The organism is Chlorogloeopsis sp. ULAP02 (genome assembly GCF_038404745.2).
Taxonomy (GTDB): domain Bacteria; phylum Cyanobacteriota; class Cyanobacteriia; order Cyanobacteriales; family Nostocaceae; genus Chlorogloeopsis.
In genome coordinates this window covers 234,127-259,213 of record NZ_JAYKTT020000023.1, presented here as the reverse complement: position 1 = coordinate 259,213, position 25,087 = coordinate 234,127, and the positions used below count along the sequence as shown (strand labels likewise).

Below are 25,087 nucleotides of genomic sequence, written 5' to 3'. Positions count from 1 at the left end.
CGAGGACAAGAGGACACGGAGACATCCAGACAATTTCTCCGCGTCGCCGCGTCCGTCTTTCTGTGCGTCTTCTCCTCTTCGCTCCCCTGTAACCTGTAACCTGTTCCCTATTACCTACCAACATCGATGCAGGCAACCCTTGAACAACTCTCACAAATCATCGTGTTTGCGGATTTAGAACCCACAGACATGATGAGTTTACAGCCTCACACACACATACAAAGCTACAGCCAAGGAGAAATTATTTTACATGAGGGCGATCGCCTACCAGCTAAATTATTTACTGTAGCTAGTGGTGCTATTCAAGTTAGTAAAACAGCAACTACGGGCAAAGAAACGATTCTTCGCACCCTGTTTGCTGGGGAAATGTTTGCTGCGCCCGCACTTTTAGGAAATGGTATTTCTCCCGCCACAGTCACAGCTGAAACGGACTGCGAAATTCTGACAGTCAACAGAGATGCTTTACTCCAAGCTATCCAGCACAATCCTGATGTTGCCTTGCGAATGCTGATGGTTTTAAATTCTCGGATTCAGCAGTTACATGAAACAGTTCACGGATTAGTTTCTGAAAGAGCGATCGTCCGGTTGGCTAGGTTAATTCAATATTTCGCTGTTGAATATGGTAGTGAAATAAACCAGCAAGGAAAGATATTAAAAGTCAAATTGCCATATTATCGGATCGCCCGCAGTATTGGTATTACTTATGAAGAATGCGTACGTTTAATTAAAAGTATAAAAACAACAGTTGCTTATAGTCGGGGTGGCAAAATTACAATACTTGATGCCCAAAAATTGGCAGAAATTGCTTCTGGAAATACGTAGACTGTAACGCCACATAAATCTACAATTTTCTATCTTGTATATGTTATGACGAACCATTTTGTAATTTAGCTACCATTTCTGCCCGTGCCGAAACTCCCATTTTGCGAAACATTCGTTTTAATGCTTGCTTAACCGAATTTTGCGTAATAAAAAGTTTTTCTCCTATTTCTGTATTGGTTAACCCCTGTGCCACCAACTCAGCGATTTCTAACTCTCGTGGAGTGAGGCGACTAACTAATGGCGAATTGAATGTTTTTGGTTTCGCCCTCAGGGTGGCGAGTTTAGCTGATAAGTGCAGGCATAAAGCACTTAGATCTGCTAAATCATTAGCATCAAAGGCAGGAGTACCGTTAGCACGAGCAAGGTTGAGTGTTCCCACCATACGACCATCGCATATAATAGGCCCGCTCATCACGTGGGCATGATCATGGCGCGGACAAATTTCTTTCCAGTCTCCTGGAGCTAAGATTAATTGTTCATGGGCGGGAGCATGGCGCTCAACAACATAGCGTCCGACTGGATTGCCCTCCAAACAAACTTCAGGGATGGTTTGTACTTCAACGTCTATCGGCGACGATTCATCCAGCAAATACAAACCCCCACGTTCCACACCAAAATATTCGCCCACTGTGTTCATCACAGCAAGGCGTAGTTCTTGCTCATTATGGGCATTGGCGATCGCATTAAACAGGGCATGAAGAGAACGAGCCATACAGTGTACTCATAAGTGTACCCAGTTGGGGACTAGGCGGGACTTGACAACTACTTCTATGCTAACTAATAGCACTAAAGGTAAAAAGCTAACATAACTGGCGAATATAGGAGAAAAAAATGACTGCTACACAAATTTCTGCCCAAGAGTTCTTCCGGGCTGCTTATGAGAACCGTTACACATGGGATCGCAATTTTCCTGGCTATACCGCAGATATCACATACAAGGTAGATGAGCAAGTATTCACAGGTAAAATCCGCATTAATGCTAACCTCAAAGCCGAAGTTTTTGAAATCGAAGATGAGCAAGCAAAGCAGGCAATTCACAATCAAGCATGGGAGATAGCTATTCACCGCATCCGTCGCAGCTTTGAAGAAACTCATGGTGCGAATACGTTTAGCTATGGTAGTACTGACGAGACAGGCGCAGTTGAGATTATCTTAGGCGGTAAGTCTGAAGGGGATAAATACAAAGTCCACAACAATGTAGTTAGCCTTGTTCACCGTCATATTCACGGTGTTGTCGTCACCATTAACACCTTTAGTACTCATGATACTGAAGAAGGCTACCTCCCTCATACCTATGACTCTGTATATCATGATCCAAAAACAGGTGAGCAAAAAGGTGGTAGAAGTGAATTTGTGGATGAATACGAAAAGGTTGATGACTACTTTATTTTGAATCGACGGGAAATCAGCACTGAGACGGAAGGGCAACCCTCAATTCAGGAATTTACTTTTTCTAATATTAAGTTGTTGGAATCAGCCGCTTAAATCATTCAATTAGGTTGCATATATTAAGTCAGAGTGGCGTGTAGTGCATTTATGCACACGTCACTTTTTTTACTTTTAGAGATTACTTTATTCATGAATATCATTAATGGCGATCGCTAACAAGTATATACTCAAGAAATCAGGAGAGAGTATGGTCTCTGGTTAAAACCAGAGATGCATATTTCCCTCCTTTGGTTATCAGGCTAACGCTCTTACTGTATATATTTCATACTTTTTACAAGTACTCATATACATATGAAAATAGTAAATATACGGAATTATTTTTAAAGTGGCAAGCTTAAGACAATTAAGTTGAAGGCAGCTATGCTGGAGGCAGATGGCAGTAGACGTGGAGCGGATAAGCGAAAGTAAGGGTTTCCCGGCATAAAGGAGCGTAAGCGCCCTTGCGGGTTAAGCGCGTTGTAGCGACTGGCGTCAAGTGGCGTCACCTGGCGTGGGAAGAGTTAGGGAGCAAGGAAAAATTTTTCTCTTTGTCCTCTGTATTCCCCTTATCTCCATGTCCCGTGTCCCCGTGTCTCCTTGTCTCCTTGTCTCCTTATCCCCGTTCCCTGTTCCGTGCCATATCTAGAATAGTGAGATTTGCAAGGTGTACCCCAACATACTTGCCCAGAGGGTATATCACTAAAAACACTGCTGCGCGCACCAATAACAGCATTTGCTCCTATCTTCACTCCCGGTGCTATGAAGCAGTCTGCCGCAATCCACACTCCATTAGCAATATTGATGCTCGCTGTTGTCAAACCGAAGCTTGGATCTTGTATATCATGACTACCAGTACACAAATAACTTTTTTGCGAAATCACACAGTGTTCTCCAATATTGATGTAGTCAAGGCTATATAAAACTACATCGTCTCCAATCCAACTGTAATCACCGATTGTGATTTTCCAAGGATATGTGAAGCGAGCAGTCGGTCGGATTAGTACATATTTACCAATGCGAGCGCCAAACAGACGTAACAGAGCACAACGCAGATTGTTAAATGGGTGAAGAGTCAGAGGAAAAGCGATCGCCTGTACAAACCACCACAACAAAACATACCAGCTTGGACGACCTCGGTCAAACCAAGATTGATCATATTTGCGTAAATCAATAAATGAGTCATTAGTCATTAGCATTAATGATTCTCCTTGTCCCCTTCCGCGTCCCCCTTTTTTAAATTACTGTCTGCTTAACTACCTGAGGAAGAGATGGTGATGTTGTCACTGGGGCTGATTTTGTGTTGAGCTTACCGCCACAGTGCCTTAATTCATAGAGTTTGACACCAATCTGATATTCATATTGGCTTAAAAGTCGTGCATAAATATAACCTGCTCTACCATCTAAAAAACCACGTTGGATCATATAAAACAACACAAATCGTAAAAATGGTTTAAATGGCAACCGCACCCAAATTTTTTTCAGAAAACGCTTACGTTGCACTGCATCACCAAATAAACTCGCACCAATAGTATCGTTATCACTTTGATTTGTAAGTAAATTCAGATATACACGAGCTTCCCAGTTAGAATAACGATTATGTCTTGCTAACCAATGATAAAGGTCACGAAAGTCTTCGTGAATCATGTCATGCTTTAGATATCCCACCTTTCCCTCTAAAACAACATGTTCGTGAACTTCGTTATCACCTGTATTAGGGATGTCTTCAGTATTCAGGTTTTCGTAACGACCTTTTTTGTGTTTAAATAAACGCAAATTCCAATCAGGATATTTACCACCGTGACGAATCCATTTACCTAAGAAAAATACGCGGCGATTGAGGTAGTAACCATCATACTCTGGATTTTGAATTGCTTGGGCTATTTCTTCCCATAACTCAGCAGTAATACGTTCGTCACAATCAACTATTAAAATCCATTCATTCTGAAAAGGTAGATTTTCTAACGACCAATTTTTCTTTTTAGGCCAGTGTCCATTAAAATCAAATTGTACAACTTTTGCACCATAATTCTGAGAAATTTCTATACTTTTGTCAGAACTGTGTGAATCCACCACAAATATTTCCTCAGCCCTTTCGAGACTAGCTAAACAGGCTGGTAAATTCGCTTCTTCATTCTTTGCTGGAATTAATACAGAAACTGGTATTTTAGATAGTGACATAATATAAATATTGAAGATTATTTTGTAATTTTTAAACCTTGAATAGCAGCATTTAAATACCCAATTTGACCATAGGCATATACAAGCTTGTCAAATCGCTCGGCTGGATCGGAAATATGTTTTAAAGCCTTATAGATACCACGTAAAAAACGTTCGCTACCGCGTCGTAATTGCTCTGTAATAGCTATACCTGCTATTTGTTCCCGATAACACTCACTAATTCCCTGCCACCAGCCTCGGTTTAAAAACCAAGAATGGTTGAGACGTTCAGGGGCAACATGATGAAACACATGAGCATCAGGCAGATAAGCAACTTGCCAACCTTGTTGCAGGGCTATTTCAGTCATTTGTAGTTCTTCGTTCGATAATAATTTTGTGCCTACTCTCCCAAGATGGGGATCAAAACCACCAATTTCTTTGAGAAAGTTGCGTTTTATGGAGTAATTCAAACCTCTGGGGGTTAAACCGGGTTTATCAATGCATACTACACTGTCGCCTAAATCGTATGCACCTAAATTAGCTGCTAATCCACTTGATAGCCATTGTGGTGGTTGCATTCCATCAGACCAGAGCAAGCTCACTTTACCACCAGCGATCGCTAGTTTGGGATTATTTTGATAGGCATAATACAATACTTGTAACCAGTGCTGACAAGCTACAGCATCATCATCCAGATAAGCTAAAATTTCGCCGCTTGCAACTTTAGCACCTGTATTGCGAGCTACAGATAGACCAAGAGTGGGTTCAAAAACATACTTCAGACGAGAATCGCTAACCCTTTGTTCTACAACAGAACGAGTGCGATCGCTCGATCCATTATCCACTACTATCACGTCAAAATCGCCAACAAAATCCTGTGATAGGAGGCTATCTATGGCTGCACCTAAATAAGTGTCTCGATTGTGAGTACAGATAATGGCAGAGATTTGCGTATCTGGCATAGGGTATAAGTAATTTTGGATTGTGTAGTCGCTGGTTATTAGTTCTTTTGCAACTAATAACTATTAACAAAATCCAACCTTCACTAGCTTTGGTGCTAATCTATACCAACTTACCCTGACTCACCAACCGAGTTTTTTCGGAAATAATCTTGATCTTTGGAACCCTATTGGGTTTGAATATGGCTGTGTAATACCACGAGACTTTCAGCTAGTTGTGCAAGACGAGTTTCTAGATATTGCTTACGTCCTAATAGTTGACGCAATTTCTGATAACGAGCAATAGCCATACTAACACTGGCTACTTGCTCAGGTGGACAAGGACGCGACCAAACAGTACCAGAGGCATCTAACCCGCACAAACGATAACCCGTACGAGACGATTGACAAGATACTTTTGCTTGTTGTGCGCAAATTTCTTCTACGTAGTTCATAAGTTGGTCAACTTCTGCATGGCGTAGGGTGGCAGTTCCTGCTGATTCATCAGCAGTTTCAGATTCTAACCAACCATTGACAATTGGCCCTTCTAAATAAACATCCTGTATTTGCCGTACTATTATTTGTAGTTCTGCCTGCCAATTGGCTACAATTTCCTGTATTTCTTGCAACAAGTTCATTGCTAAACCTGGATTGGCTGCATTTCGATGACTCGTTAAGCTAGGAGTTTTAATTTTAGGTAGGCTTGGTGTTTTGCAACCGTTATCTTCGACTGAAAAGGTTTGTACAGAGGTTTTGTGGGACTCGCTATTCTCTTCTTCTAGTTTTTCAGGAGGCTGATTCTGGGATTGTGTATCGTTTGTGGCTTGTTCCGATGTTCCAACACTGATTCTAAAAGACAAAGACCGCTTGCTTGTATCTCCTGATTCGGCAGCATTGTCGCGATTGCCTAAATCATGTAGGGTTGCCTCAATACGTTTTAAGCCTGCTTTCATAAATATATCTCTAGCCTAGATCGTGACTTGTGGTGTTTAATGATGCTGAATTAGGTTTTAGGATTTTTGACTTTACCCAATCATTGCATAAATGATGCTGAGTATTAATTGTATCTATATAAAAGTTATTCAGTGTCAAAAATCCCACCATTGAAAGAAAAAATCTTAGTCATCAATTGCAACCCCGGTTAATTAAAGATACTAAGGAAATAGCTTTGAGAAAAGTAACTCTGGTAACAGGCCCAGCACGATCTGGTAAAAGTGAATGGGCGGAAAATGTGGCAATGCAGTCACAAAAAGCTGTGATCTACGTAGCAACAGCAACTCAAAATTCTGCTGATTGCGAGTGGCAGCAGCGCATCCAAAAACACCAACAACGTCGCCCTCATGATTGGATTACATTGGAAGTACCTGTAGAATTATCTACTACCCTCACCGAAGCCAAACCAAACACTTGTATTTTGATTGATTCCTTGGGAACTTGGGTAGCTAATCTACTCTCCCAGGAAGAAGAAAGCTGGGAAAAGACCGTGCAAGATTTGTTAGAAACAATAAATTTAGTCGCTGTCGAGATGATTTTTGTAGCTGAAGAAACAGGATGGGGTGTAGTGCCAGCTTATCCTACAGGTCGAACTTTCCGCGATCGCTTGGGGAGTTTAGTCCGTCGCTTAGGTGCAATTTCTGAGGCTGTTTATCTAGTTACTGGTGGTTATGTGCTTAATCTCAGTGTTCTGGGAACCCCTTTATCGGCATGGGGAAAAGAGGACAAGGGGAGACGGGGACGCGGGGACGCGGGGACAACCAACTACTAACCACTGTACGGACGGGTTTTAACAACAATCTCTCTAGATGACGCAATATCTAAATAAACCCGCTCCTACAAATGACCAATGACTTATGACTTATTCTTAATTCTTTATTCCAAATTCCCAGTTCAAATCCTACAATATAAAATTTACAATTAAGATATGGCATCTCAAAAAGAAGTTAAACAATATCTGGCTTACTGGTTTCAATTAGGTAAAAAGGTTGTCATCGGCAACGGTGCAGAAACCTTGTTGCCAAAATCGGTAATTGTAGCTGATGGTTATAGTGATGAATTTGAAGAGTGTTGGCAAAAAATTGTCTCACCAGAAAGTGGCGACTGTTACCTAGAGGGTACACACGAAACGATTGCCGAACTTTTGAGTCCTAACTGGGAAATGGTGAGTTGTGCGCGTTGCACAATGCCAGTACCAGTAAAAAATTTGGGTATGCCACCAGAACTATGTCCCTGTAATGATTTATCAGGCTGGCCAAATACAGACTTGCCACTTCCACGAATACCTATTAATACTCAAGTACAATTGCAGGTAATCCGCAATCGTCTTTTGCAAAATTCCAAATCTGACAAGAATTGAATTGTGCTATCAAAACGGTGTCTTTACCCGTAGATGAAGCACTTGTCCAGATTGGGGATGGTTGCAGCAAACTTCCCGTGCGTGTAAATGCAATCGACTTGCATCTGCACTACATCCATAAAGGCGATCGCCTAAAATCGGTACACCAAGTCCTTTAGGAGCGGCAGCATGAACGCGAAGCTGATGGGTACGCCCTGTTAAAGGTATAAACTCTACACGAGTGTGGTTTGACTTTGTTGCTATTACCTGGAAACGAGTCAAGCTAGGTTTACCGCGCTGCCAATCAACTTTTTGATAAGGGCGTTGCTGAGGATCTCCCCACAAAGGTAGTTCGATGACACCTTTTTCTGTTGCTACAGAGCCAGAAAGTATGGCTTCATAAACTTTATGAACTTGACGCTGCTGAAACTGCTGAGTGAGTTGACGATATGTTTGTAAATCGCGGGCTAGAAGCAGAATACCAGAGGTTTCTTGATCTAGTCGATGCACAGCCATAAGCGCCATTTCATCAGGTAAAAGATGACGCAGTCGACTCTGCACGCTATCTTGGCAATTCAGGTAACGTCCTGGAACTGATAGTAAACCTGGGGGTTTATTGACAGCAATCAGCCACTCATCTTCATAAATAATAGATAGTGTTTGTGGAATCGCACCTTCTACACTCAAATCACGTTGAGGTAATCCTGAGAGCAAAAAGCCCATCAACGGTTGACAACGCTCTGCACAAGCTCCATAAAATTCTCCTTGGGTTTTATCCTGATTTTTTGGAGGCAGTCCCCACCAAAATTCAGCCATTGCCAGTGGTTTGAACCGATGTATTGCCGCATAGTGGAGTAGTTTGGGAGCACAACAATCTCCCGTGCCAGTGGGCATTGAACCTCCTGGGATCAATTGCTGCAACGATGCGGATTGCCCTAAAAAATTAATTAGGCTATAGGCAGAGTGCATTTGAGCTTGTAGTTGACGTGATAGTGTTTGACGCTGTTGTTTCAATTCTCGAATTCGGGTATCTGCTGCTGCAATTGTTTGCTTGAGGGGCTGTAATATCTGATCTCGTTGACGTTTGAATTGCCGTCGCTCGATTCCCTGCCAACGACTTTGGGCATCGAGTTGTTCTAGGGCAACAGTGAGTGCTGTTTCTGTTAGTGTTTCGGATAATATTTGACGTTTTTCTTGGCGTTTTTGCTTGTAATCCCGATGGCGATCGCTCATTTGTTGCCACTGCTGCTCAAACTCACGAGACAGTGTTTCGTACTGCTGCCGTTGGGGGAGTTGCTTGAGAGTAATAATTTCCTGTTTGATAGCTTCTAATTGCACTAGAGTGCGGGCTTCGTCTAGGGCAATTTCGTCTTTTCCGGAAATTGGCGGCACCCAGCCTTCAACTATGCTGCTACCATTCAAAAGTCCGGAAAATGCTTTGAGTACCCTTTGTTCACCAGAAGGTAATTCAACTAGCAATACTCCATACATCTTGCCTTCAGAATTATAACGCTCATCGGTGGCAAGATAACGCATTAAACCATAGGCTACTGCTTCTGCTAAAGGGGTGCGGGGCAGTTTTAGTAGTTTGCCTGTTTGAGGACAACGCCCTTGATAGTAATAGCTAGGAGATAGGTTACTAATTGCAGATTCTATAAAATCTGAAAGTTTGTGCAGAACCACCATTTTGCGTAAAGTTATAGTTTTTTAAACGCAGAGGAACGCAAAGTAAGCGCACACAGAAGTATGAGCGCCGGAAGCCGACGCTCATAACTTCGGTAGGCTCGCGGAGTTTTGCGATCGCTTTGAATGTTTTCTTCTCGAAAGGTATATGGAATGTACATGATACTTGAACATTACTGTGTGCTTCTGGGCATGATAGCGATTTAACTTATCTCAGTTTCCGTCGAAAGATAGCGATCGCTTGTTGTCAGAAAAACTTAACATTATTTTAAGCAGTGCTATCAATCCCACAGGTTCATGAGTTACTATATCGCTCCTCGCTTTCTGGATAAATTAGCAGTTTTTATTACCAAAAACTTCCTCAACCTGCCTGGTGTACGGGTGCCTTTAATTTTGGGTATTCATGGACGTAAGGGCGAAGGTAAATCTTTTCAATGTGAGTTAGTCTTCGAGAGAATGGGTGTGGAAGTTACTCTCATTTCTGGCGGAGAATTAGAAAGTCCGGATGCAGGAGATCCAGCACGCCTGATTCGTCTGCGCTATCGGGAAACCGCAGAATTAATTAAGGTACGCGGCAAAATGTGCGTGTTGATGATTAATGATTTAGATGCGGGTGCGGGGCGGTTTGATGAAGGTACGCAGTATACGGTGAATACTCAGTTAGTAAATGCCACACTAATGAATATTGCCGATAATCCTACCGATGTGCAACTTCCCGGCAGTTACGATGCCACGCCTTTACATCGCGTGCCAATTATTGTGACAGGAAATGATTTTTCTACTTTATACGCGCCTTTGATTCGCGATGGGCGGATGGAAAAATTCTACTGGGAGCCAGACAGAAATGACAAGATAGGGATTGTTGGCGGAATTTTTAGTGAAGATGGGCTTTCGCACCGGGAAGTAGAGCAGCTAGTGGATACTTTTCCACATCAGTCAATTGACTTTTTTAGCGCTTTGCGATCCCGGATTTATGATGAGCAAATCCGCAACTTCATCTATGAAATCGGAGTTGAGCGCATATCTCAACGGGTAGTCAACAGTTTAGAAGGGCCACCACAATTTCACAAGCCTAATTTTAATCTTTCTCACTTGTTAGAGATGGCTAACTTGATGGTTGGTGAACAAAAACGAGTGGAAGATTACCGCTTAGTGACGGAATACAACCGGAATATGCGGCAAAATTATCAACCTTCTGCTATGCTAGAAAATGTAACTAATACTACTAATTATTCAAGTAGTATTACTAGCCAACCAGGCGCAACTAATGGCTTCCAAAAGCAGCACTCATCGAATACTCAGTTAAGTTCTGAGATTGTAGAACAAGTACGTAATATTCTAGCTCAAGGTCATAAAATTGGTGTTGAACACGTAGATGAACGACGTTTCCGTACTGGTTCTTGGCAAAGTTGTACGTTAAGTCAGATTCAAAATGAGTCGGATGCTATATCAAATTTAGAATCGTGTTTAGCCGAGTATAGTGGCGAGTATGTGCGGTTAGTAGGCATAGATCCGAAGGCGAAACGACGGGTTTTGGAAACAATAATCCAACGTCCTAACGAGAAAGTCGTCAGCTGGTAATTTGATGTTAATAAGGCAGATAGCAGAAGGGAAGAATGTAAACTAAACCTTCTGTCCTCTGCCCTTTAAATTATGCTTTTCTTGGTAAAGCTACCTTTATTTCTGCCACGATATACTTCAAAAGTCGATGGCAGCAAAATCAAAACGCATGAATGGCAAATTAATTGTATTTGAAGGGGTAGAAGGTTGTGGTAAAACAACTCAAATCCAGCTTTGTGGTGAGTGGCTGCAAAGTCTTGGTATTCCGGTAGTAATTACTCGCGAACCTGGGGGAACAGAGTTGGGCTTGCATCTGCGCCGCTTATTGCTGCAAAAGGCAGAAGGAGAATCATCAGAACCATCTGCCTTCCCTATTGCAGACAGAGCAGAATTATTACTATATGCTGCCGATCGCTCGCAACACGTCGAAGAACTTAAACCAATTCTCGCAGCAGGGAAAATTATATTGTGCGATCGCTATACCGACTCTACCGTAACCTACCAAGGTTACGGTCGCGGTTTAGACATGAATTTAATTAATAAACTCAACACCATTGCTACCAATGGGCTAAAAAGCGATTTAACTTTCTGGCTGGATGTTGATGCTGAGGTGGGGCTAGCTCGCAAGCATAAAGCTTCTGCCCCCGCCGCACCCGCTAAAGGCGATCGCATTGAACAAGAAAATATTGCCTTTCATCGTCGTGTTCAAAAAGGATATACAGAATTAGCTGCATCTCACCCAGAGCGAATAGTAAGGGTAGATGCTAGTGTCAGTGTAGATGCAATCCAACGAGTAATTCAGAAAATTTTGCTCTTAAAACTTGATGGGTGGGGATATAAGCAAATAAAAAGTTAAAAACAGGGTTACATATTTTGCTTAATGCGGCGCAAGCGTTCTGAGAAACTCTGCATCACTTGCAGGGCGAACATAGGAGTTTCTTGAACAGCAAAAAGAAAACGATCTTTGTTCATGGATGCAATTATGCAGTCGGTTTTGGTGATCGCCGTGGATGCTCTGTTTCGAGCTGGATGAACTAAGGCTCCTTCACCAAAAACATCACCTGCTTTGATAATTTCAACTACTTTGCCATCAACACGTAATTCGACTTCTCCCATCAAGATGCCATACATCAAATCTCCCTCTTGACCTTGTTCAAAAATAACTTGACCAGGGGAAAATCTCAATTCTGGTTGTTTTTGGAAGATTCTCACGGTTTCTGCGGGTACTAACATGATCTTGTAACTCCTATGTGTTAGTTCTAACTTTATGATTGCTTGTGCTAGTACACAAGTGTTGACTGAAAGTGCTATACATTCAATTATGAGTGACCCATTTGCACAACTTATAGGGCAACCACAAGCAGTAGAGTTACTAACTCAAGCTGTTAAACAAAAAAGAGTTGCACCAGCTTATTTGTTTTTAGGGCCTAATGGTGTAGGACGGGGTTTGGCGACACGGTGTTTGATAGAATTGTTATTTACCGATGGCTTATCTGAAGTTATCACTTCTATCCGCACCAAACTGCAAAAAGACAACCATCCAGATGTGCTGTGGGTACAGCCAACATACCAGTACCAAGGACAACGACTGACAGCAACCGAAGCAGCAGAGAAAGGACTCAAGCGTAAAGCACCACCTGTGATTCGTCTAGAGCAAATTCGCGAAATTACTGAGTTTCTCAGTCGCCCACCTTTGGAAGCGCCAAGGCAGATAGTAGTTTTAGAGCAAGCAGAAACAATGGCAGAAACTGCTGCCAATGCCTTGCTGAAAACTCTAGAAGAACCAGGGCAGGCAACAATAATTTTAATAGCTCCTTCCCCAGAGTCTATTTTGCCGACACTAGTGTCACGCTGTCAACGCGTTCCCTTTTATCGCTTAGATTCAGTTGCAATAGCTGAGGTACTCACAGATATCGAGCATCAGGAAATTTTGCAACATCCAGCAGTCTTAAGTATTGCCGCTGGTAGCCCTGGAGAAGCGATCGCTGCGTACGAGCAACTGCAAGCTATTTCCCCAGAACTACTCCAAGCTGTAACCAAAATACCAAAAAACTATATCCAAGCCTTAGAATTAGCTAGAGAAATCGATAAAGCTTTAGATACTGAAGCACAACTGTGGTTAATTGATTATCTTCAGCAGTCTTACTGGCAGCAGTGGCAGCAACCAAGTATTGTCAAGCAGCTAGAACAAGCTCGGAAATCTCTGCTTTGTTACGCCCAACCGCGCCTCGTTTGGGAATGTACATTTTTGAAACTGTGTCAATAATTAAGCGTCATCACTGGCACAAACCCATGCGATCACAAAAAAATTTGATAGCTAATATCTTACAACCTATCGTTTCACCCCACGATTTAGAGAGCCAGAATGCTCTAGCTCTCGTTACCAGGTTTAACCTGATAACAAGAGTACTTATTCTTTCTTCGTGCCTCCTGCCCTCAGCCGATGAAACAAGTTTAATTGGGACTGCCTTGCCGAAGGCTGATAAAAATAAAAGTGGGAGTAAGCATATCAATCGCTTTGAACTCCCACTCTGACATTTACTACTGAAGTGAACAGGAATATGTAAAGACACTGCCATTTATTTAGGGGGCTAACTGTGGGACAACGACAATGTCATCACACACTAATTCCTGGCGCAGTAAATGTCAAATCTAATTATTTATTAAGTTAAACAATAAATTTGTATATCATGTAATGATATTGTTCCTATTTGTTGAATTCTTTTTGAGAGAGAGTGTATCACAAGATTTTTTATTGTGATACACCCTGATAACAACACCCTTGAAGTCGTTTATCTTTATTCAATTTAACTGAGGGGATCAGAACTAGGTTGCCATTTTGGCAAGATTTTTCCCAGTCAAAAATTCAGAAGACTAAGAATGCACAGTGAAGTTCTCATAACTAGTCTAGCCATAAGTAATGAAATCTAAGAACAGAGTATTTCAGTTTTTTCGTTCATCTAGCTCAAAGATTCAAACCTATTATTTATCTTTTAGTAATGTGATTTACCCAAAATCATTCTTAAAAATATAGAATCCCAGCTTTTCTGATAAGTCGAGATTTGAAAAAGGTATAATTACTCTAAAATTTATTTATTTAATTCCAGGATTTATTATATTTATATTATTCTGCAAGCAAAATGAGAATTATATCTTCAAATATTATAAGATTTATAAAAAATAAATATTTTTAAGGCTATTTAAAAGAGATAAGCCACACAATTATTGCCTTGTGTGAATGTGTAATAACTCTGAGCGCAAGTAAGAATAGTTAACATCTTCATATTTCTTCATTGAACTATCAGGGAAAACTTACACCTAGTCAGTGCCTTTGCTTATTACTAAATAAGTACATAGAGAGACGCCAAGAGACCTTATTTTTTGCTCTTTTTAAGAAAGGCAAGCAGATAGAGGAACACCTCTTATGGTTAAAAATACTACTTCTAGACAAGATATTTCTCCAAATAGACGTAATCCGTTACCTCTTCTAATAACTGGCTTATTGCTGGGTTTAATTATTGGTGCTCCGCTAGGGTGGTTTAGTCACCAGCTTTTCTTTCGCTACCGCTCGGCTCAGGTTCTATTGTGTCGCCAACAACACTTTGGACAACCAGAAGTTGAGCTTCAACGCTTGTGTGGCTCTTTATATTAAGTACAGCAGTAGCAATACAGTAACGAAATATAGCAAATTCTCTAAGGTGGGTACTTTTAAGCTTTTTTTCAAACCCTTATGTTTTTACAGTGCCTGCCTTACAATGATTGAGAATAGTCCAAGGCATTCATGAGCAGAGTTCACAACAAAGAAATGAAAGTGAATTTTTCCCTACTGCTGTGTGCCTACCCACCCTAACCTGCGGGAACCCTTAACTTTACAGAAGCTGCTCTGCGTCTTCTGCCTTTTGTTTAATGCCCGCATCTCAGCCAACTTGTAAAACTCGTACTTCTTCTCCAGAAGAAATTAAAGTTTGACCTTCTGGTAAAATGCCTAAAGCGTTTGTTTGGGCAAGATTAATTAAATTACCAGAACTTTGGTTACCGCTTGCGAGTTGGAATTCATGTACTCCATCTTTTAAGCACAACTTGCCCCAAACATAAGTTTCGCGCTTGCCGTCTGATCGCAACTCATGGCGAGTGAGTGCCTTAACAAACTTTGGTTGCCAATCTTCACTGATGCCAGAAAGTTTTTTGATTGTTGGTTGTACAAACCGCCAAAAAGTTACCAATGCCGAAACAGGATTTCCTGGCAAACCAAAATATACTCGTGGAGTAGATATCTGATTTTCTTGAAAAAATGCAACTGTAAGCGGTTTACCAGGTTTCATTGCTACGGCACGAATGTGAATTTTCCCTCTCAAAGACTCAATAATTTGTTCAACATAGTCATAATCTCCTACAGAGACACCACCAGAAGAAATGATAATATCAGCTTTTGATATGGCATGAGCGATCGCCTTAGATAGAGCGATCGCCTCATCAGGGATAATTCCCAACATTAGTGGTTCTGCTCCACTTTGTCTGACTAAAGCTGCTAGGGCATATTGGTTAGAATCAACAATTTGTCCAGGTTGTAGAGGTTGTTCAGGGGTAACTAGTTCATTTCCTGTAGACAAAATTGCTACGCATGGGCGGCGATAAACTTTTACTTGGCTGCATTGAGCAGCAGCTAAAATAGCTATTTCTGGAGCATTCAGCATTATTCCCGCAGGTAGCAATGGCGTACCAGCTTTGTAGTAAGAGGCACGATATCTGACAAATTCTTGTGGCTTTGGTGCAGCCAGGATCGATACCCAATTTTCTTCTCGCTGCGTCCGTTCTTGCATCACCACCGTGTCTGCACCTGCTGGCATTACTGCGCCAGTGAAAATTCGGGCTGCTTGCCCTGGTTGAATAGTTGATTGGGGCTGATATCCGGCAGGGATTTCCTCAACTATTTCTAAGGTAACTGGGTATTCTTGACTGGTGTGCTGCACATCTGTGTAACGCACTGCATAACCATCCATTGCTGAATTATCCCAATGGGGAAAGTCAAGCTGACTCGTTACAGGAGAAGCTAGAACACGGCTATTGGCTGCTAGTAAATCTATAACTTCTGTATCGTGTTGAGGATCTAATGGTTGTACCAAATTAAAAATAGTTGTTTCTGCATCTTGGACTGATAGCATAGTAAGTTACCCTGGATTACCTTTTCTTTCAAATATCAGAGTAGCTGTTTTCCTCAATTTATAAAGCAAGATTCCCGAATTCTCAAAAAACTTGAAATCTTTACTCGAAATAGAATTCCTGTAGTATTTACCGAACCATAAATATCTAATTTTCTACACCTTTTATGAACTATAACTTATGGACGGTAATCATCATTAACCAAGTGATAAAAACCGAATTTACGCCCTAGTTAATTATTAATAACATAGTAATCAAAGCAAGGATTTAACTCCTGTATTGGTTGTGGGAACAATAAAACTAACTCTAGGAAGAACACAATATGCTTATTCGTTACAACCCTTGGCAAGAAATTAACACTCTCCAAAAACAAATCAACAGTTTATTTGAAGATACAAGAGTACCAACAACATTGTTTACAAAAGATTCAATCAAAGTTCCTGTGGCAGAATTACAAGAAACTAAAGATGCTATTCACCTAAAGTTAGAACTGCCGGGAATTGAAGTTAAAGACTTGGATGTGAAGGTTACAGAAGATGCTGTATATGTTAGCGGTGAGCGCAAGTCTGAAAATAAAACTGAAGACAAAGGCTATACTCGCACTGAATTCCATTACGGCAAATTTCAACGTGTAATTCCTCTACCTGCTAAAATTCAAAATACTGATGTAAAAGCAGAATACAAAGATGGTATTTTGAATTTATTACTGCCTAAAACTAAAGCAGAAAAGAATAAAGTTGTCAAAGTAAATTTGGCTCAAGACGCTGCTTAATTAGCTTTACGTATCTATTAGTTGGCTAAAGCTGCCAACTAGCTTAAAAAATTAGCACCTCATGTAATAGTGTGATGTGAAATGAAGCTTGGTTAGAGCAAACTAGCCAAGCTTTTTTATTGCTATCTAGTGGAATATACAAAAACGTTAAACTTATATCATCATTAATTCTGAGTCCTAATTGAGAAATTTTTTATTGATGAAAAATCAACAGTAAAATTTCTACATAAATTATAAGTCTTACATCTATTTTAAGGTTCTATTTCTGGCCAAAGTCGCTCTAACTGACGTCGCCAAGCAGCTAAAGTTTCTTCTCGTGCTTGTGAAGTTTGATTTTCGTCTCCCATTAAACCTTCTGCGTAAAAACGTTCTAGATTTTGCATGGTAAATTCTAGGGATTGACCTTGCATTTTTGCTGCTAAGATAATTTGTCGAACGCGACTTTCAATTAACCGATTAAAAACATCGTCCAAACCAACTTCCTGTAAAGAGATAAGTTGAGCGATCGCATCTCGCAAATCTTCTACACTTAAACTACTACAGTTATGCTGAAATACCCCCCAGATTACACCTTGGTGTGAGGCATAGCGTACTTGGAGAGTTTCATCAAAATTAGCTTCTAAAAACTGTTCTAAAAATGGTCGAGCCTGTTGTGCTGGTACAATTGGTAGCAAAACGCGCAACCAACTTCCATCATCCGAAAGTAATACTAATAAACGAAAAGCAGGAGTTTCTACTTGCCAAGAACCGGGTGCGATCGCAACAGTTGCCTCTGCACTAAATAATTCTGCCAGTGTACCTGCAATTTCTGTGGGTGTCATAATCATTTTTTTACGTCATGATCTAGCCTACCGCAGCTTAGGTATTTTTGTGCTCGTGAATTTAGCTTGTAGAGTAGTTAATGGTTAATTGAAAAATAAGATAGCCGATATCTCAAAGATATCGGCTATCTGTGTCTCAAACATCATCTATTAAATTTGTTCTTATTCATTATTACTTTTTTGATAAATTAAAAATACTGAACCAATCGGCCCTGTATTTTCTACGTAAATTTTCTTATCATAAAATAATCCTGGAGATTGACCTCCATCAAATAACATCCCTTCTTGAATTTTGCCTAAACAATTCTGACGAGCAATTCCTTCTAACACATCATCAAACATATCTGGCAAAAGCTCTTGATTGAGTTGGGAAACTTCAATATCAGAATTAGCTTTGATATCGTTTACCAAGAAAATTACATAACCTTGATTAGTAATCGCTACCATCGAACGATTCGTTGCAACTTTACAAGCAAACTCACCTAAATTTACACAAATATCTTTGAACTGACCATTACTATAAAATCTACCATTTCCACCCACAATATTGTAGTTGAGAATCTCATTATTTCTTCTTCCTGTTTGAATTGTAGCTTTGCGTTGCAGTGGTTTGCCTGCTGAAATTCCGAAGGAGGAGCGCTTATTTTTAAATATGCCCGAATACTCGTATCCACGAGAAATATTCAATCCTTGTGGTTTATTTTCAGTATCTATATAGTCGGCATTAATTGCTGTGATCGGGGCTTGCCCGTTTAATTTGGCATTTTCACCAGTAATTAATTCATGAAATGTTTTTGGCACATATTCTTTGCGTAATTTTCCCCGATTATCTTTTGCATAAAGCCGATGAGCTAAACCAACATTAACTTTAAAATCTAATGCTTCCGATTTAGGATTAAAAATTATTACATGATTAATTCCTCTTGCGGATTTTTTGCCTTGATTATCAGTCTTAAAAAAACTAAGACTGAATTTTTCATCTTCTCCAGGACATTTTTGAGATGCTTCTGTTGCTACATTGAACTTAATTTCTTGACAACTAGATAATAAACCTATAGCAACTATTAAGACAGATAACCAGAATAAGTGTTTGATGTACATATTTTTGATATGTTTGACTTTTTAAGTTAAAGTAAATTTTTGTAAAGGCTTTTCAGCACCTTACTAATAACTCTTATGAATAAACCTGTTGTTTGGATACATGGAGACTGCCTAAGTCCGTACAACCCTGCATTACAAGAATACCCTGATGCACCTGCTATCTGGGTATGGGACGATGCGTTAATAGAAGAATGGCAACTCAGCCTTAAACGCATTGCTTTTATCTACGAATGCTTACTAGAGTTACCCGTAATTATCCGACGCGGTAATGTGGCACAAGAAGTTTTAGCTTTTGCGAAAGAGCATAATGCTAATAAAGTAGTCACATCAGATAGTCTCAGCCCTCGCTTTCACACTATTTGCGATGAAATTGAACTTTCTGTAGAATTAGAAATTTTTGAAGTAGAGCCGTTTTTTGATTATGACGGGTATATTGACCTTAAGCGTTTCTCTCGTTACTGGAAAGTTGCTGAAAAATATGTATTTGAATAATTATAGGCTTTCTCTTTCTAATCTTTTTCTTCAACAGGTAAAAAGCATGGATATAGCAAAAATTTAATTGTCCTAAAAAGGATAACCAGATTTTCAAATCAATCCTGCTAAATTTAACAAAGGTGATAATATAACCATTTTTACCGCATCTTCTAAGATGGGCAGACGTTTGAATAATTAGATACTTAATCGCAACAATATATACATAAGATTTTCTGAGCTAATTTTTTATAACCATCTTTATTACTTACTACTATGCTGCTCTTGGAGAGTTATATTTTTTTGTAACAAAATTACAAATCCACACTGTGTGATTCGCGCTATTATTGTGGCGAAAGTACTCTAGTCTATCCTTAGTTAAATTTTGAGTTGCTGATACTGATGTAAAAAAAGAGAGGTGTTACTGTGAATAACCACATCAAGCACATCAACTCCGACTCATTTACAGAATTGAGAGATTTGTCTGAGCAAGAAGAACAGGAATTTTCATCTGGAGGATTCAGCATTCTCATTGAAGATATAAATACTTTCGCAAGAGATGAAATTAGTGCTACTGATGGCACTCGTAGCCTCTACTCAAAGAAAGAAACAGGATATTCGCTTTCGCGGATTAGATTTGACTTTGGAGAATGGTTCGGAAATAGTATGCGTAGAATGCGGAAGTATGGTTTTAGTCCTTTAAATTTGCTATCTAGGTTGTTATTTTTGTCATTTACAAGGCAATAACAAGCTAAATCTTGTAATTTTAAATATTTGAACTTGAGTTTAAGTCTGAATAGAAACAAAATTTTGTTTCTTATTTAATTTTTTTCACGCTTCATCTGAGCAAAGTTGTTGGCATCTCTCGTTTGATGTCAAAACTTAATAGTTTGGCAGACTTTATCTTCAAAACACTACGGTAACCAGTAATATTCTACATTGGGTTGCCCATTAATTTTGTTTATTGACAGGTTGCCTACTTGGAAATCATGTCTCTCATAAAAAACGCAGGCTCTTGTATTCTCTTGTAATGTTTGCAGGGTTAGCCCTAGAGGACAAATCTCTTTTGCTTTTTTAACTAACGCTGAACCGACACCACGATTTTGGTAACTTGGAGCAACAAAAAGTTGAGCCAAATAATGTTCCTCTTTCATCACTACAACAAAGCCCACAATGCGATTTTTAACTTCGGCAACCCAAACGCTTCCTCTTGCAGCAAGCTCGTCACGGAAACGGATTTTCCAGGCAGAATATGGCTGTGGATGTTGAAGTAGTGGAAAAGTATGGTGCCAAGTTCGATACCAAAGTTGAACAGTGTCTTCTAAATCTTGTGGATTGTAATGCTGAACAATCATTAATAATCATCCAGACTATATAAAATAATCCCCTTCTAGTGAAGAAGGGGGGTTAGAGGAATATTATTGCTGCTCCAATCGCAGTACTGCCATAAATGCCTCCTGTGGTACATCCACTGTACCTACAGCTTTCATTCGCTTTTTACCTTTCGCTTGCTTCTGTAAAAGTTTCTTCTTCCGGCTAATATCACCGCCGTAGCACTTCGCAAGCACGTCTTTGCGTAATGCTGGGATGTGTTCGCTGGCAATAATCTTACTACCGATCGCCGCTTGAATTGGCACTTTAAATTGATGGCGAGGAATCAATTCTTTGAGCTTTTCAGCCATTGATCGCCCAACATTGTAAGCTTTATCGCGGTGAACAATCATAGCTAAAGAATCAACTGGATCGCCGTTAATCATAATATCTAGCTTCACCAAAGGATTTTCACGGTAGCCAATTAGGTGATATTCCATACTAGCGTAACCGCGCGATCGCGACTTCATCTGATCGAAAAAGTCGGTAACTACTTCTGCCAAAGGTAACTCATAAGTAAGTGTGGTACGTCCTTGGGTGAGGTATTTCATGTCTTTGAAAACACCGCGTCGGTTTTGTGACAACTCCATTAACGTGCCGACAAAAGTTTCTGGTGTAATCATTTCTACCTGAACATAAGGTTCTTCAATTTTTTCCCGTTCGTTAGGAGAAGGTAGATGGCTGGGGTTATCGATGTAGAGTACTTCACCCTTATTCGTAGTCACACGGTAAACAACTGATGGAGCAGTAATAATTAAATCTAGATTGTACTCCCGCTCTAAGCGTTCTTGCACAATTTCCATGTGCAATAAGCCCAAGAATCCACAACGGAAGCCAAACCCCATCGCGCTAGAGGTTTCTGGTTCATAGTGCAGTGCCGCATCGTTGAGCTTGAGTTTTTCTAGTGCTTCGCGCAAGTCCTCAAATTGATCGGCATCGATGGGGAACATACCACAAAACACCATCGGGTTAGCTTCTTTGTAACCAGGTAATGGTTCGGCGGCTTTAGCATGAGTGTGGGCGAGGGTAAGGGTATCTCCCACCCTAGCATCAGCTACAGCTTTAATTGCTGCTGACAAATAGCCAACTTCCCCAGCGTGTAAGTCTTCAACTGGCTTTTGGTTCGGGGAAAGTACGCCTAATTCGTCAATTTCGTATTCTTTACCAGATGCCATTAAATAGACGCGATCGCCCTTTTTTACTGTCCCATCCATTACCCGGAAGTATACAATTACTCCCCGGTAACTGTCGTAGTAGCTATCAAAAATTAACGCCCTTAGGGGTTCATTAACAGTATTTCGAGGTGGTGGGATGCGCTCAACAATTGCTTCTAAAATTTCATCAATACCAATTCCTTCTTTGGCAGAGGCAAGAATTGCACCACTACAATCCAAACCAATAATTTCCTCAATTTCGGAGATTACCCTGTCTGGTTCTGCCCCTGGTAAATCGATTTTATTTAAAACTGGAATAATTTCCAGATTATGCTCCAGTGCCAGATAGACATTTGCCAATGTTTGCGCCTCTACACCTTGGGAAGCATCCACCACCAATAACGCGCCCTCACAAGCAGCAAGACTGCGAGACACTTCATAGGAGAAATCCACGTGGCCAGGTGTATCAATTAAATTAAGTACATACTGCTGACCATCTTTTGCCGTGTAGTTCATCCGGGCTGCTTGCAGCTTAATGGTAATGCCACGCTCCCGTTCCAGATCCATGTTGTCAAGAAACTGTTCCTTCATCTGCCGCTTGTCTACGGTACCCGTAACTTGCAGCAAGCGATCGGCAAGGGTAGATTTGCCGTGGTCTATGTGAGCAATAATACAAAAATTACGAATACGAGCTGCGGGAACGTCAGTCATAATACTTTTCTGCTTTAGCAGCAACCAAGGTTAAAACAGCAATTTACTTAACGTATTTTAATGCTTTCTTTGCTCAGACGCTGCTATTGATATTGGGGAATAGGAAGAGGACACAGGGACACAGGGAATATTTCTCTCTTTGCGTCTTTCTCCTAGCCTCTATCCCCAATCCCTCCGCGTCTTTCTCCTAGCTCTTATCCCCAATCCCTAACAAATGAACTTACAGAAATATATTTATAAAGGTCTATCTATGGCGTCTAGTATTGTTTAGCTTGGAGCGTACAATAAACATCTAGAACTGCAAAATGCAGACTAAAAAGGCTGATTGCAAGCTGCAATTGCTCAAACCTAATAAACAAAGCTTTTTACAAAGCCTTTGACACACCACTCCAGAGTATATCAACTATGAATATGAAAGATCATGCTACCGATGCGGAAAATAGATTAACCGATAAGGTAGAAATTGCAATTTGCCTAGACTCAGAGCTAGTGGAGCAAATTCATCACTTAACTAACGATCCCAGTAAAGTGATTGAGGTGGCAATCCGCCAGTGGTTAAGAGGTGAGGTACCCAGGGATGATGAACTGACACGCAATCCAAGACGCACACCAGTTCCACCCAGAGGCGAATGGAACGACTAATATAACAAAAATAAATATTTGTTTATGGAGGATGAAAATAGTGTAAATTTTATCAGTTACATTCCACTAGTGAAAAATTCTCAATTCAAGCATACTTAAGGTATAACAAGGTGTAAAAAGTTATGCCAAACTGGAAGCAGCTTTAGAAAAGTATTGTGGGTTGCCATTAGTTTATCCAACTCGAGTCATGAGTATTACTGCTAATTCCCAACTGCCAAATCTTTTGTCTGAGAATCAGAAAGCTATTACCAGTAAAACTGATGGCTCATGGGCAAATTTAGGAGCAGAGTTGGTGTACACCCAAGATGGAGCCGGGCGTTACCTCTCCTTTTATTGGCAACATAGCCAGAAGTTCTGTTTAGATCCTCAGCAAGTAGTTGCCGATACTAAAGGAGAGGCAATTTTTGCTCCAGTAGATAAGCTTGCTTATTTAGAGCGGTTGCAACGGATACTAAAAACTTTGGTGCCAGAAAAATTTCAGTGCTGGTTTTGCTATCGTGAACAACTCATTGAGTTAGAATTGACAATCAGCGCGATTTTACCAGCATTGGGTAGTGCCGCAACCACTGTTTTGGTAATGGGAAGATTACTTCAAGCTACAGTTAGTAAAGCAGAACTGAATGTGTCAGCACCACCGCCTACAGAATTAGAATTGACTTTACGTTCGCAGCACAATCATCAGTTAGTAACCCAGATTACCAGAAACATTCGACGCACTCTAGAATTGGATGTTATTTGGCAACAAACCGTGGACTGCTTGGGAGAAGCTCTGCTATTGAAGCGTTGCATCATCTGTCCTTACCAACCACCAAGTGATAAGTTGAAGGTGATAGCAGAGTATCGTCAAAAAGAAGTTAACTCCGTGCTGGGAATAGAAATGTATGCCGCCTCTGAGCCAGCGTTCGCTCAAGCTTTAGCAACTTTAGAACCGATTTTGGTTCAAAACCCTCAAAATCTGCTACTCGAACAAGAGAAAATGTTGGTGGTGGCAACTTGCTATCAAGATCAACCCAATGGATTGATTGCCGCAACTTTGTGTAACGATTGTTACGAGGTGACGACGGCAGAACTAGAACTAGCAAAAGAAGTAGCGGATCAACTGGGTACAGCGATCGCCCACGCCACCCTCTACAAAGAACTAGAAGCCGCTCGACAACAAGCCGAAGAAGCTTCACGCCTCAAAAGTGAGTTTCTAGCTAACGTTTCCCACGAAATTAGAACGCCACTCAATGGCATGATCGGCTTTTTAAAGTTGATTTTAGACGGAATGGCAGATGATCCAGAAGAACAAAAGCAGTTTTTGATGGAAGCTCACAAATCATCACTGCATCTACTCGATGTTATTAGTGACATCCTAGACTTTGCCAAAATTGAAGCAGGCAAAATGGAAATGGAACTCAGGGCAGTGAGCTTGGAAGAACTGTTTGGCAATGTGGGCAACTTTATGCGTCTACAAGCAGAACAAAGAAAACTTAGCTTCCGGATGCAACTGCCAGAAACTTCCGACGAAATACTTGTCTATGGCGACTACCAGCGCCTCAAACAAGTAATGCTCAATTTAGTTGGCAACGCGATCAAATTCACCCAGGAAGGTGGTGTCACCATTAGCGCTGATGTAGTTCGCAAAAAAGTGATATTTCAAGACCAAGAATTCCCTGGTATGGTCAGAGTACGTGTAGCAGACACTGGCATCGGTGTTTCCTTAGATAAACAAGACAAATTGTTTCAATTATTCTCACAAGTAGATGGTTCCCGCACTCGCCAGTATGGTGGTACAGGCTTAGGACTAGTCATATCGCAAAAATTAGTAGAAGCAATGGGTGGAGAAGTACATTTTTACAGCTTAGGCGAGGGACTTGGTTCAACAGTCACTTTTACCGTACCGCTTTATCAACAACCTGTGATGGTTTCCTCCACAGAAAGCAGTTCTCAAGATTAGTCATTAGTTAGTGGGTAGTGGTTAG

26 protein-coding genes are annotated in these 25,087 nt (G+C 40.7%); 13 read left to right on the top strand and 13 right to left on the bottom strand.

The window, feature by feature from the left end:
* Positions 1-126: 126 nt before the first annotated feature.
* The gene (locus tag U2718_RS11525; RefSeq protein ID WP_342003024.1) at positions 127-822 is read left to right on the top strand and encodes a Crp/Fnr family transcriptional regulator; all 696 of its coding nucleotides are present in this window, start codon (positions 127-129) and stop codon (positions 820-822) included.
* 43 nt (positions 823-865) lie between these two features.
* Here the strand turns inward: U2718_RS11525 and U2718_RS11520 are convergent, their stop codons facing one another.
* Positions 866-1,534: a helix-turn-helix transcriptional regulator gene (locus U2718_RS11520; protein ID WP_342003025.1), complete on the bottom strand. Its 669-nt coding sequence runs from the start codon at positions 1,532-1,534 to the stop codon at positions 866-868.
* 119 nt (positions 1,535-1,653) lie between these two features.
* Here U2718_RS11520 and U2718_RS11515 point away from each other — a divergent pair, with 119 nt between their 5' ends.
* Complete coding sequence (locus U2718_RS11515) at positions 1,654-2,307, top strand: DUF3386 domain-containing protein (RefSeq protein WP_342003026.1); 654 nt, start codon at positions 1,654-1,656, stop codon at positions 2,305-2,307.
* Between the two features lie 284 nt (positions 2,308-2,591).
* Here the strand turns inward: U2718_RS11515 and U2718_RS11510 are convergent, their stop codons facing one another.
* From U2718_RS11510 to U2718_RS11490, 5 genes are all read right to left on the bottom strand, one after another.
* Positions 2,592-2,756 carry a hypothetical protein gene (locus U2718_RS11510; RefSeq protein ID WP_342003027.1) on the bottom strand — a complete coding sequence of 55 codons (165 nt, stop codon included), beginning with the start codon at positions 2,754-2,756 and terminating at the stop codon, positions 2,592-2,594.
* A 60-nt stretch (positions 2,757-2,816) separates the two neighbouring features.
* Complete coding sequence (gene hpsU, locus U2718_RS11505) at positions 2,817-3,440, bottom strand: hormogonium polysaccharide biosynthesis acetyltransferase HpsU (protein ID WP_342003028.1); 624 nt, start codon at positions 3,438-3,440, stop codon at positions 2,817-2,819.
* Positions 3,441-3,483: 43 nt separating this feature from the next.
* Positions 3,484-4,428, bottom strand: coding sequence for a glycosyltransferase family 2 protein (locus tag U2718_RS11500; protein ID WP_342003029.1), 945 nt, complete (start codon positions 4,426-4,428; stop codon positions 3,484-3,486).
* A gap of 17 nt (positions 4,429-4,445) precedes the next feature.
* A complete protein-coding gene (locus U2718_RS11495) occupies positions 4,446-5,369 on the bottom strand; it encodes a glycosyltransferase family 2 protein (protein WP_342003030.1) in 924 nt (307 codons plus the stop codon).
* A 164-nt stretch (positions 5,370-5,533) separates the two neighbouring features.
* Positions 5,534-6,298: a hypothetical protein gene (locus U2718_RS11490; protein ID WP_342003031.1), complete on the bottom strand. Its 765-nt coding sequence runs from the start codon at positions 6,296-6,298 to the stop codon at positions 5,534-5,536.
* Positions 6,299-6,513: 215 nt separating this feature from the next.
* On the opposite strand from U2718_RS11490, the gene cobU reads away from it, so the two are divergent.
* Both cobU and U2718_RS11480 read left to right on the top strand, forming a co-directional pair.
* Positions 6,514-7,110 carry a bifunctional adenosylcobinamide kinase/adenosylcobinamide-phosphate guanylyltransferase gene (gene cobU, locus U2718_RS11485; RefSeq protein ID WP_342003032.1) on the top strand — a complete coding sequence of 199 codons (597 nt, stop codon included), beginning with the start codon at positions 6,514-6,516 and terminating at the stop codon, positions 7,108-7,110.
* Between the two features lie 156 nt (positions 7,111-7,266).
* Positions 7,267-7,698, top strand: a complete 432-nt coding sequence (locus tag U2718_RS11480; RefSeq protein ID WP_342003033.1) for a hypothetical protein — start codon at positions 7,267-7,269, stop codon at positions 7,696-7,698.
* 9 nt (positions 7,699-7,707) lie between these two features.
* On the opposite strand, the gene U2718_RS11475 is transcribed toward U2718_RS11480, so the two are convergent.
* Complete coding sequence (locus tag U2718_RS11475) at positions 7,708-9,363, bottom strand: RluA family pseudouridine synthase (RefSeq protein ID WP_342003034.1); 1,656 nt, start codon at positions 9,361-9,363, stop codon at positions 7,708-7,710.
* Between the two features lie 294 nt (positions 9,364-9,657).
* On the opposite strand from U2718_RS11475, the gene U2718_RS11470 reads away from it, so the two are divergent.
* Together U2718_RS11470 and tmk are read left to right on the top strand one after the other, a co-directional pair.
* The gene (locus U2718_RS11470) at positions 9,658-10,941 is read left to right on the top strand and encodes a ribulose bisphosphate carboxylase small subunit (RefSeq protein WP_342003035.1); all 1,284 of its coding nucleotides are present in this window, start codon (positions 9,658-9,660) and stop codon (positions 10,939-10,941) included.
* Positions 10,942-11,089: 148 nt separating this feature from the next.
* Complete coding sequence (tmk, locus tag U2718_RS11465) at positions 11,090-11,776, top strand: dTMP kinase (protein WP_342003235.1); 687 nt, start codon at positions 11,090-11,092, stop codon at positions 11,774-11,776.
* An 8-nt stretch (positions 11,777-11,784) separates the two neighbouring features.
* On the opposite strand, the gene U2718_RS11460 is transcribed toward tmk, so the two are convergent.
* Positions 11,785-12,153 (bottom strand): Crp/Fnr family transcriptional regulator, encoded by a 369-nt coding sequence (locus U2718_RS11460; protein WP_342003036.1) that lies wholly within the window; start codon positions 12,151-12,153, stop codon positions 11,785-11,787.
* Positions 12,154-12,241: 88 nt separating this feature from the next.
* Here U2718_RS11460 and U2718_RS11455 point away from each other — a divergent pair, with 88 nt between their 5' ends.
* Both U2718_RS11455 and U2718_RS11450 read left to right on the top strand, forming a co-directional pair.
* Positions 12,242-13,186 (top strand): DNA polymerase III subunit delta', encoded by a 945-nt coding sequence (locus tag U2718_RS11455; protein WP_342003037.1) that lies wholly within the window; start codon positions 12,242-12,244, stop codon positions 13,184-13,186.
* 1,158 nt (positions 13,187-14,344) lie between these two features.
* Positions 14,345-14,572 (top strand): hypothetical protein, encoded by a 228-nt coding sequence (locus U2718_RS11450; protein ID WP_342003038.1) that lies wholly within the window; start codon positions 14,345-14,347, stop codon positions 14,570-14,572.
* Positions 14,573-14,837: 265 nt separating this feature from the next.
* Here the strand turns inward: U2718_RS11450 and glp are convergent, their stop codons facing one another.
* Positions 14,838-16,082 (bottom strand): gephyrin-like molybdotransferase Glp, encoded by a 1,245-nt coding sequence (glp, locus tag U2718_RS11445; protein WP_342003039.1) that lies wholly within the window; start codon positions 16,080-16,082, stop codon positions 14,838-14,840.
* A 320-nt stretch (positions 16,083-16,402) separates the two neighbouring features.
* Between glp and U2718_RS11440 the strand changes: the two genes are divergently transcribed.
* Complete coding sequence (locus tag U2718_RS11440; RefSeq protein ID WP_342003040.1) at positions 16,403-16,852, top strand: Hsp20/alpha crystallin family protein; 450 nt, start codon at positions 16,403-16,405, stop codon at positions 16,850-16,852.
* Between the two features lie 251 nt (positions 16,853-17,103).
* Here U2718_RS11440 and U2718_RS11435 read toward each other — a convergent pair whose 3' ends face one another.
* Positions 17,104-17,673, bottom strand: a complete 570-nt coding sequence (locus U2718_RS11435) for a hypothetical protein (RefSeq protein ID WP_342003041.1) — start codon at positions 17,671-17,673, stop codon at positions 17,104-17,106.
* Between the two features lie 162 nt (positions 17,674-17,835).
* Positions 17,836-18,774, bottom strand: a complete 939-nt coding sequence (locus U2718_RS11430) for a phosphodiester glycosidase family protein (protein WP_342003042.1) — start codon at positions 18,772-18,774, stop codon at positions 17,836-17,838.
* A gap of 75 nt (positions 18,775-18,849) precedes the next feature.
* On the opposite strand from U2718_RS11430, the gene U2718_RS11425 reads away from it, so the two are divergent.
* Both U2718_RS11425 and U2718_RS11420 read left to right on the top strand, forming a co-directional pair.
* Positions 18,850-19,266, top strand: a complete 417-nt coding sequence (locus tag U2718_RS11425; RefSeq protein ID WP_342003043.1) for a hypothetical protein — start codon at positions 18,850-18,852, stop codon at positions 19,264-19,266.
* A gap of 405 nt (positions 19,267-19,671) precedes the next feature.
* On the top strand, positions 19,672-19,992 hold the full coding sequence (locus U2718_RS11420; RefSeq protein WP_342003044.1) for a hypothetical protein: 321 nt from the start codon (positions 19,672-19,674) through the stop codon (positions 19,990-19,992).
* A 167-nt stretch (positions 19,993-20,159) separates the two neighbouring features.
* Here the strand turns inward: U2718_RS11420 and U2718_RS11415 are convergent, their stop codons facing one another.
* Both U2718_RS11415 and lepA read right to left on the bottom strand, forming a co-directional pair.
* Complete coding sequence (locus U2718_RS11415) at positions 20,160-20,600, bottom strand: GNAT family N-acetyltransferase (RefSeq protein WP_342003045.1); 441 nt, start codon at positions 20,598-20,600, stop codon at positions 20,160-20,162.
* Between the two features lie 63 nt (positions 20,601-20,663).
* Positions 20,664-22,481 carry a translation elongation factor 4 gene (gene lepA, locus U2718_RS11410; protein WP_342003046.1) on the bottom strand — a complete coding sequence of 606 codons (1,818 nt, stop codon included), beginning with the start codon at positions 22,479-22,481 and terminating at the stop codon, positions 20,664-20,666.
* A 405-nt stretch (positions 22,482-22,886) separates the two neighbouring features.
* Here lepA and U2718_RS11405 point away from each other — a divergent pair, with 405 nt between their 5' ends.
* Together U2718_RS11405 and U2718_RS11400 are read left to right on the top strand one after the other, a co-directional pair.
* Positions 22,887-23,123, top strand: coding sequence for a hypothetical protein (locus tag U2718_RS11405; protein WP_342003047.1), 237 nt, complete (start codon positions 22,887-22,889; stop codon positions 23,121-23,123).
* Between the two features lie 187 nt (positions 23,124-23,310).
* Positions 23,311-25,062 (top strand): ATP-binding protein, encoded by a 1,752-nt coding sequence (locus U2718_RS11400; protein ID WP_342003048.1) that lies wholly within the window; start codon positions 23,311-23,313, stop codon positions 25,060-25,062.
* Positions 25,063-25,087: the final 25 nt, after the last annotated feature.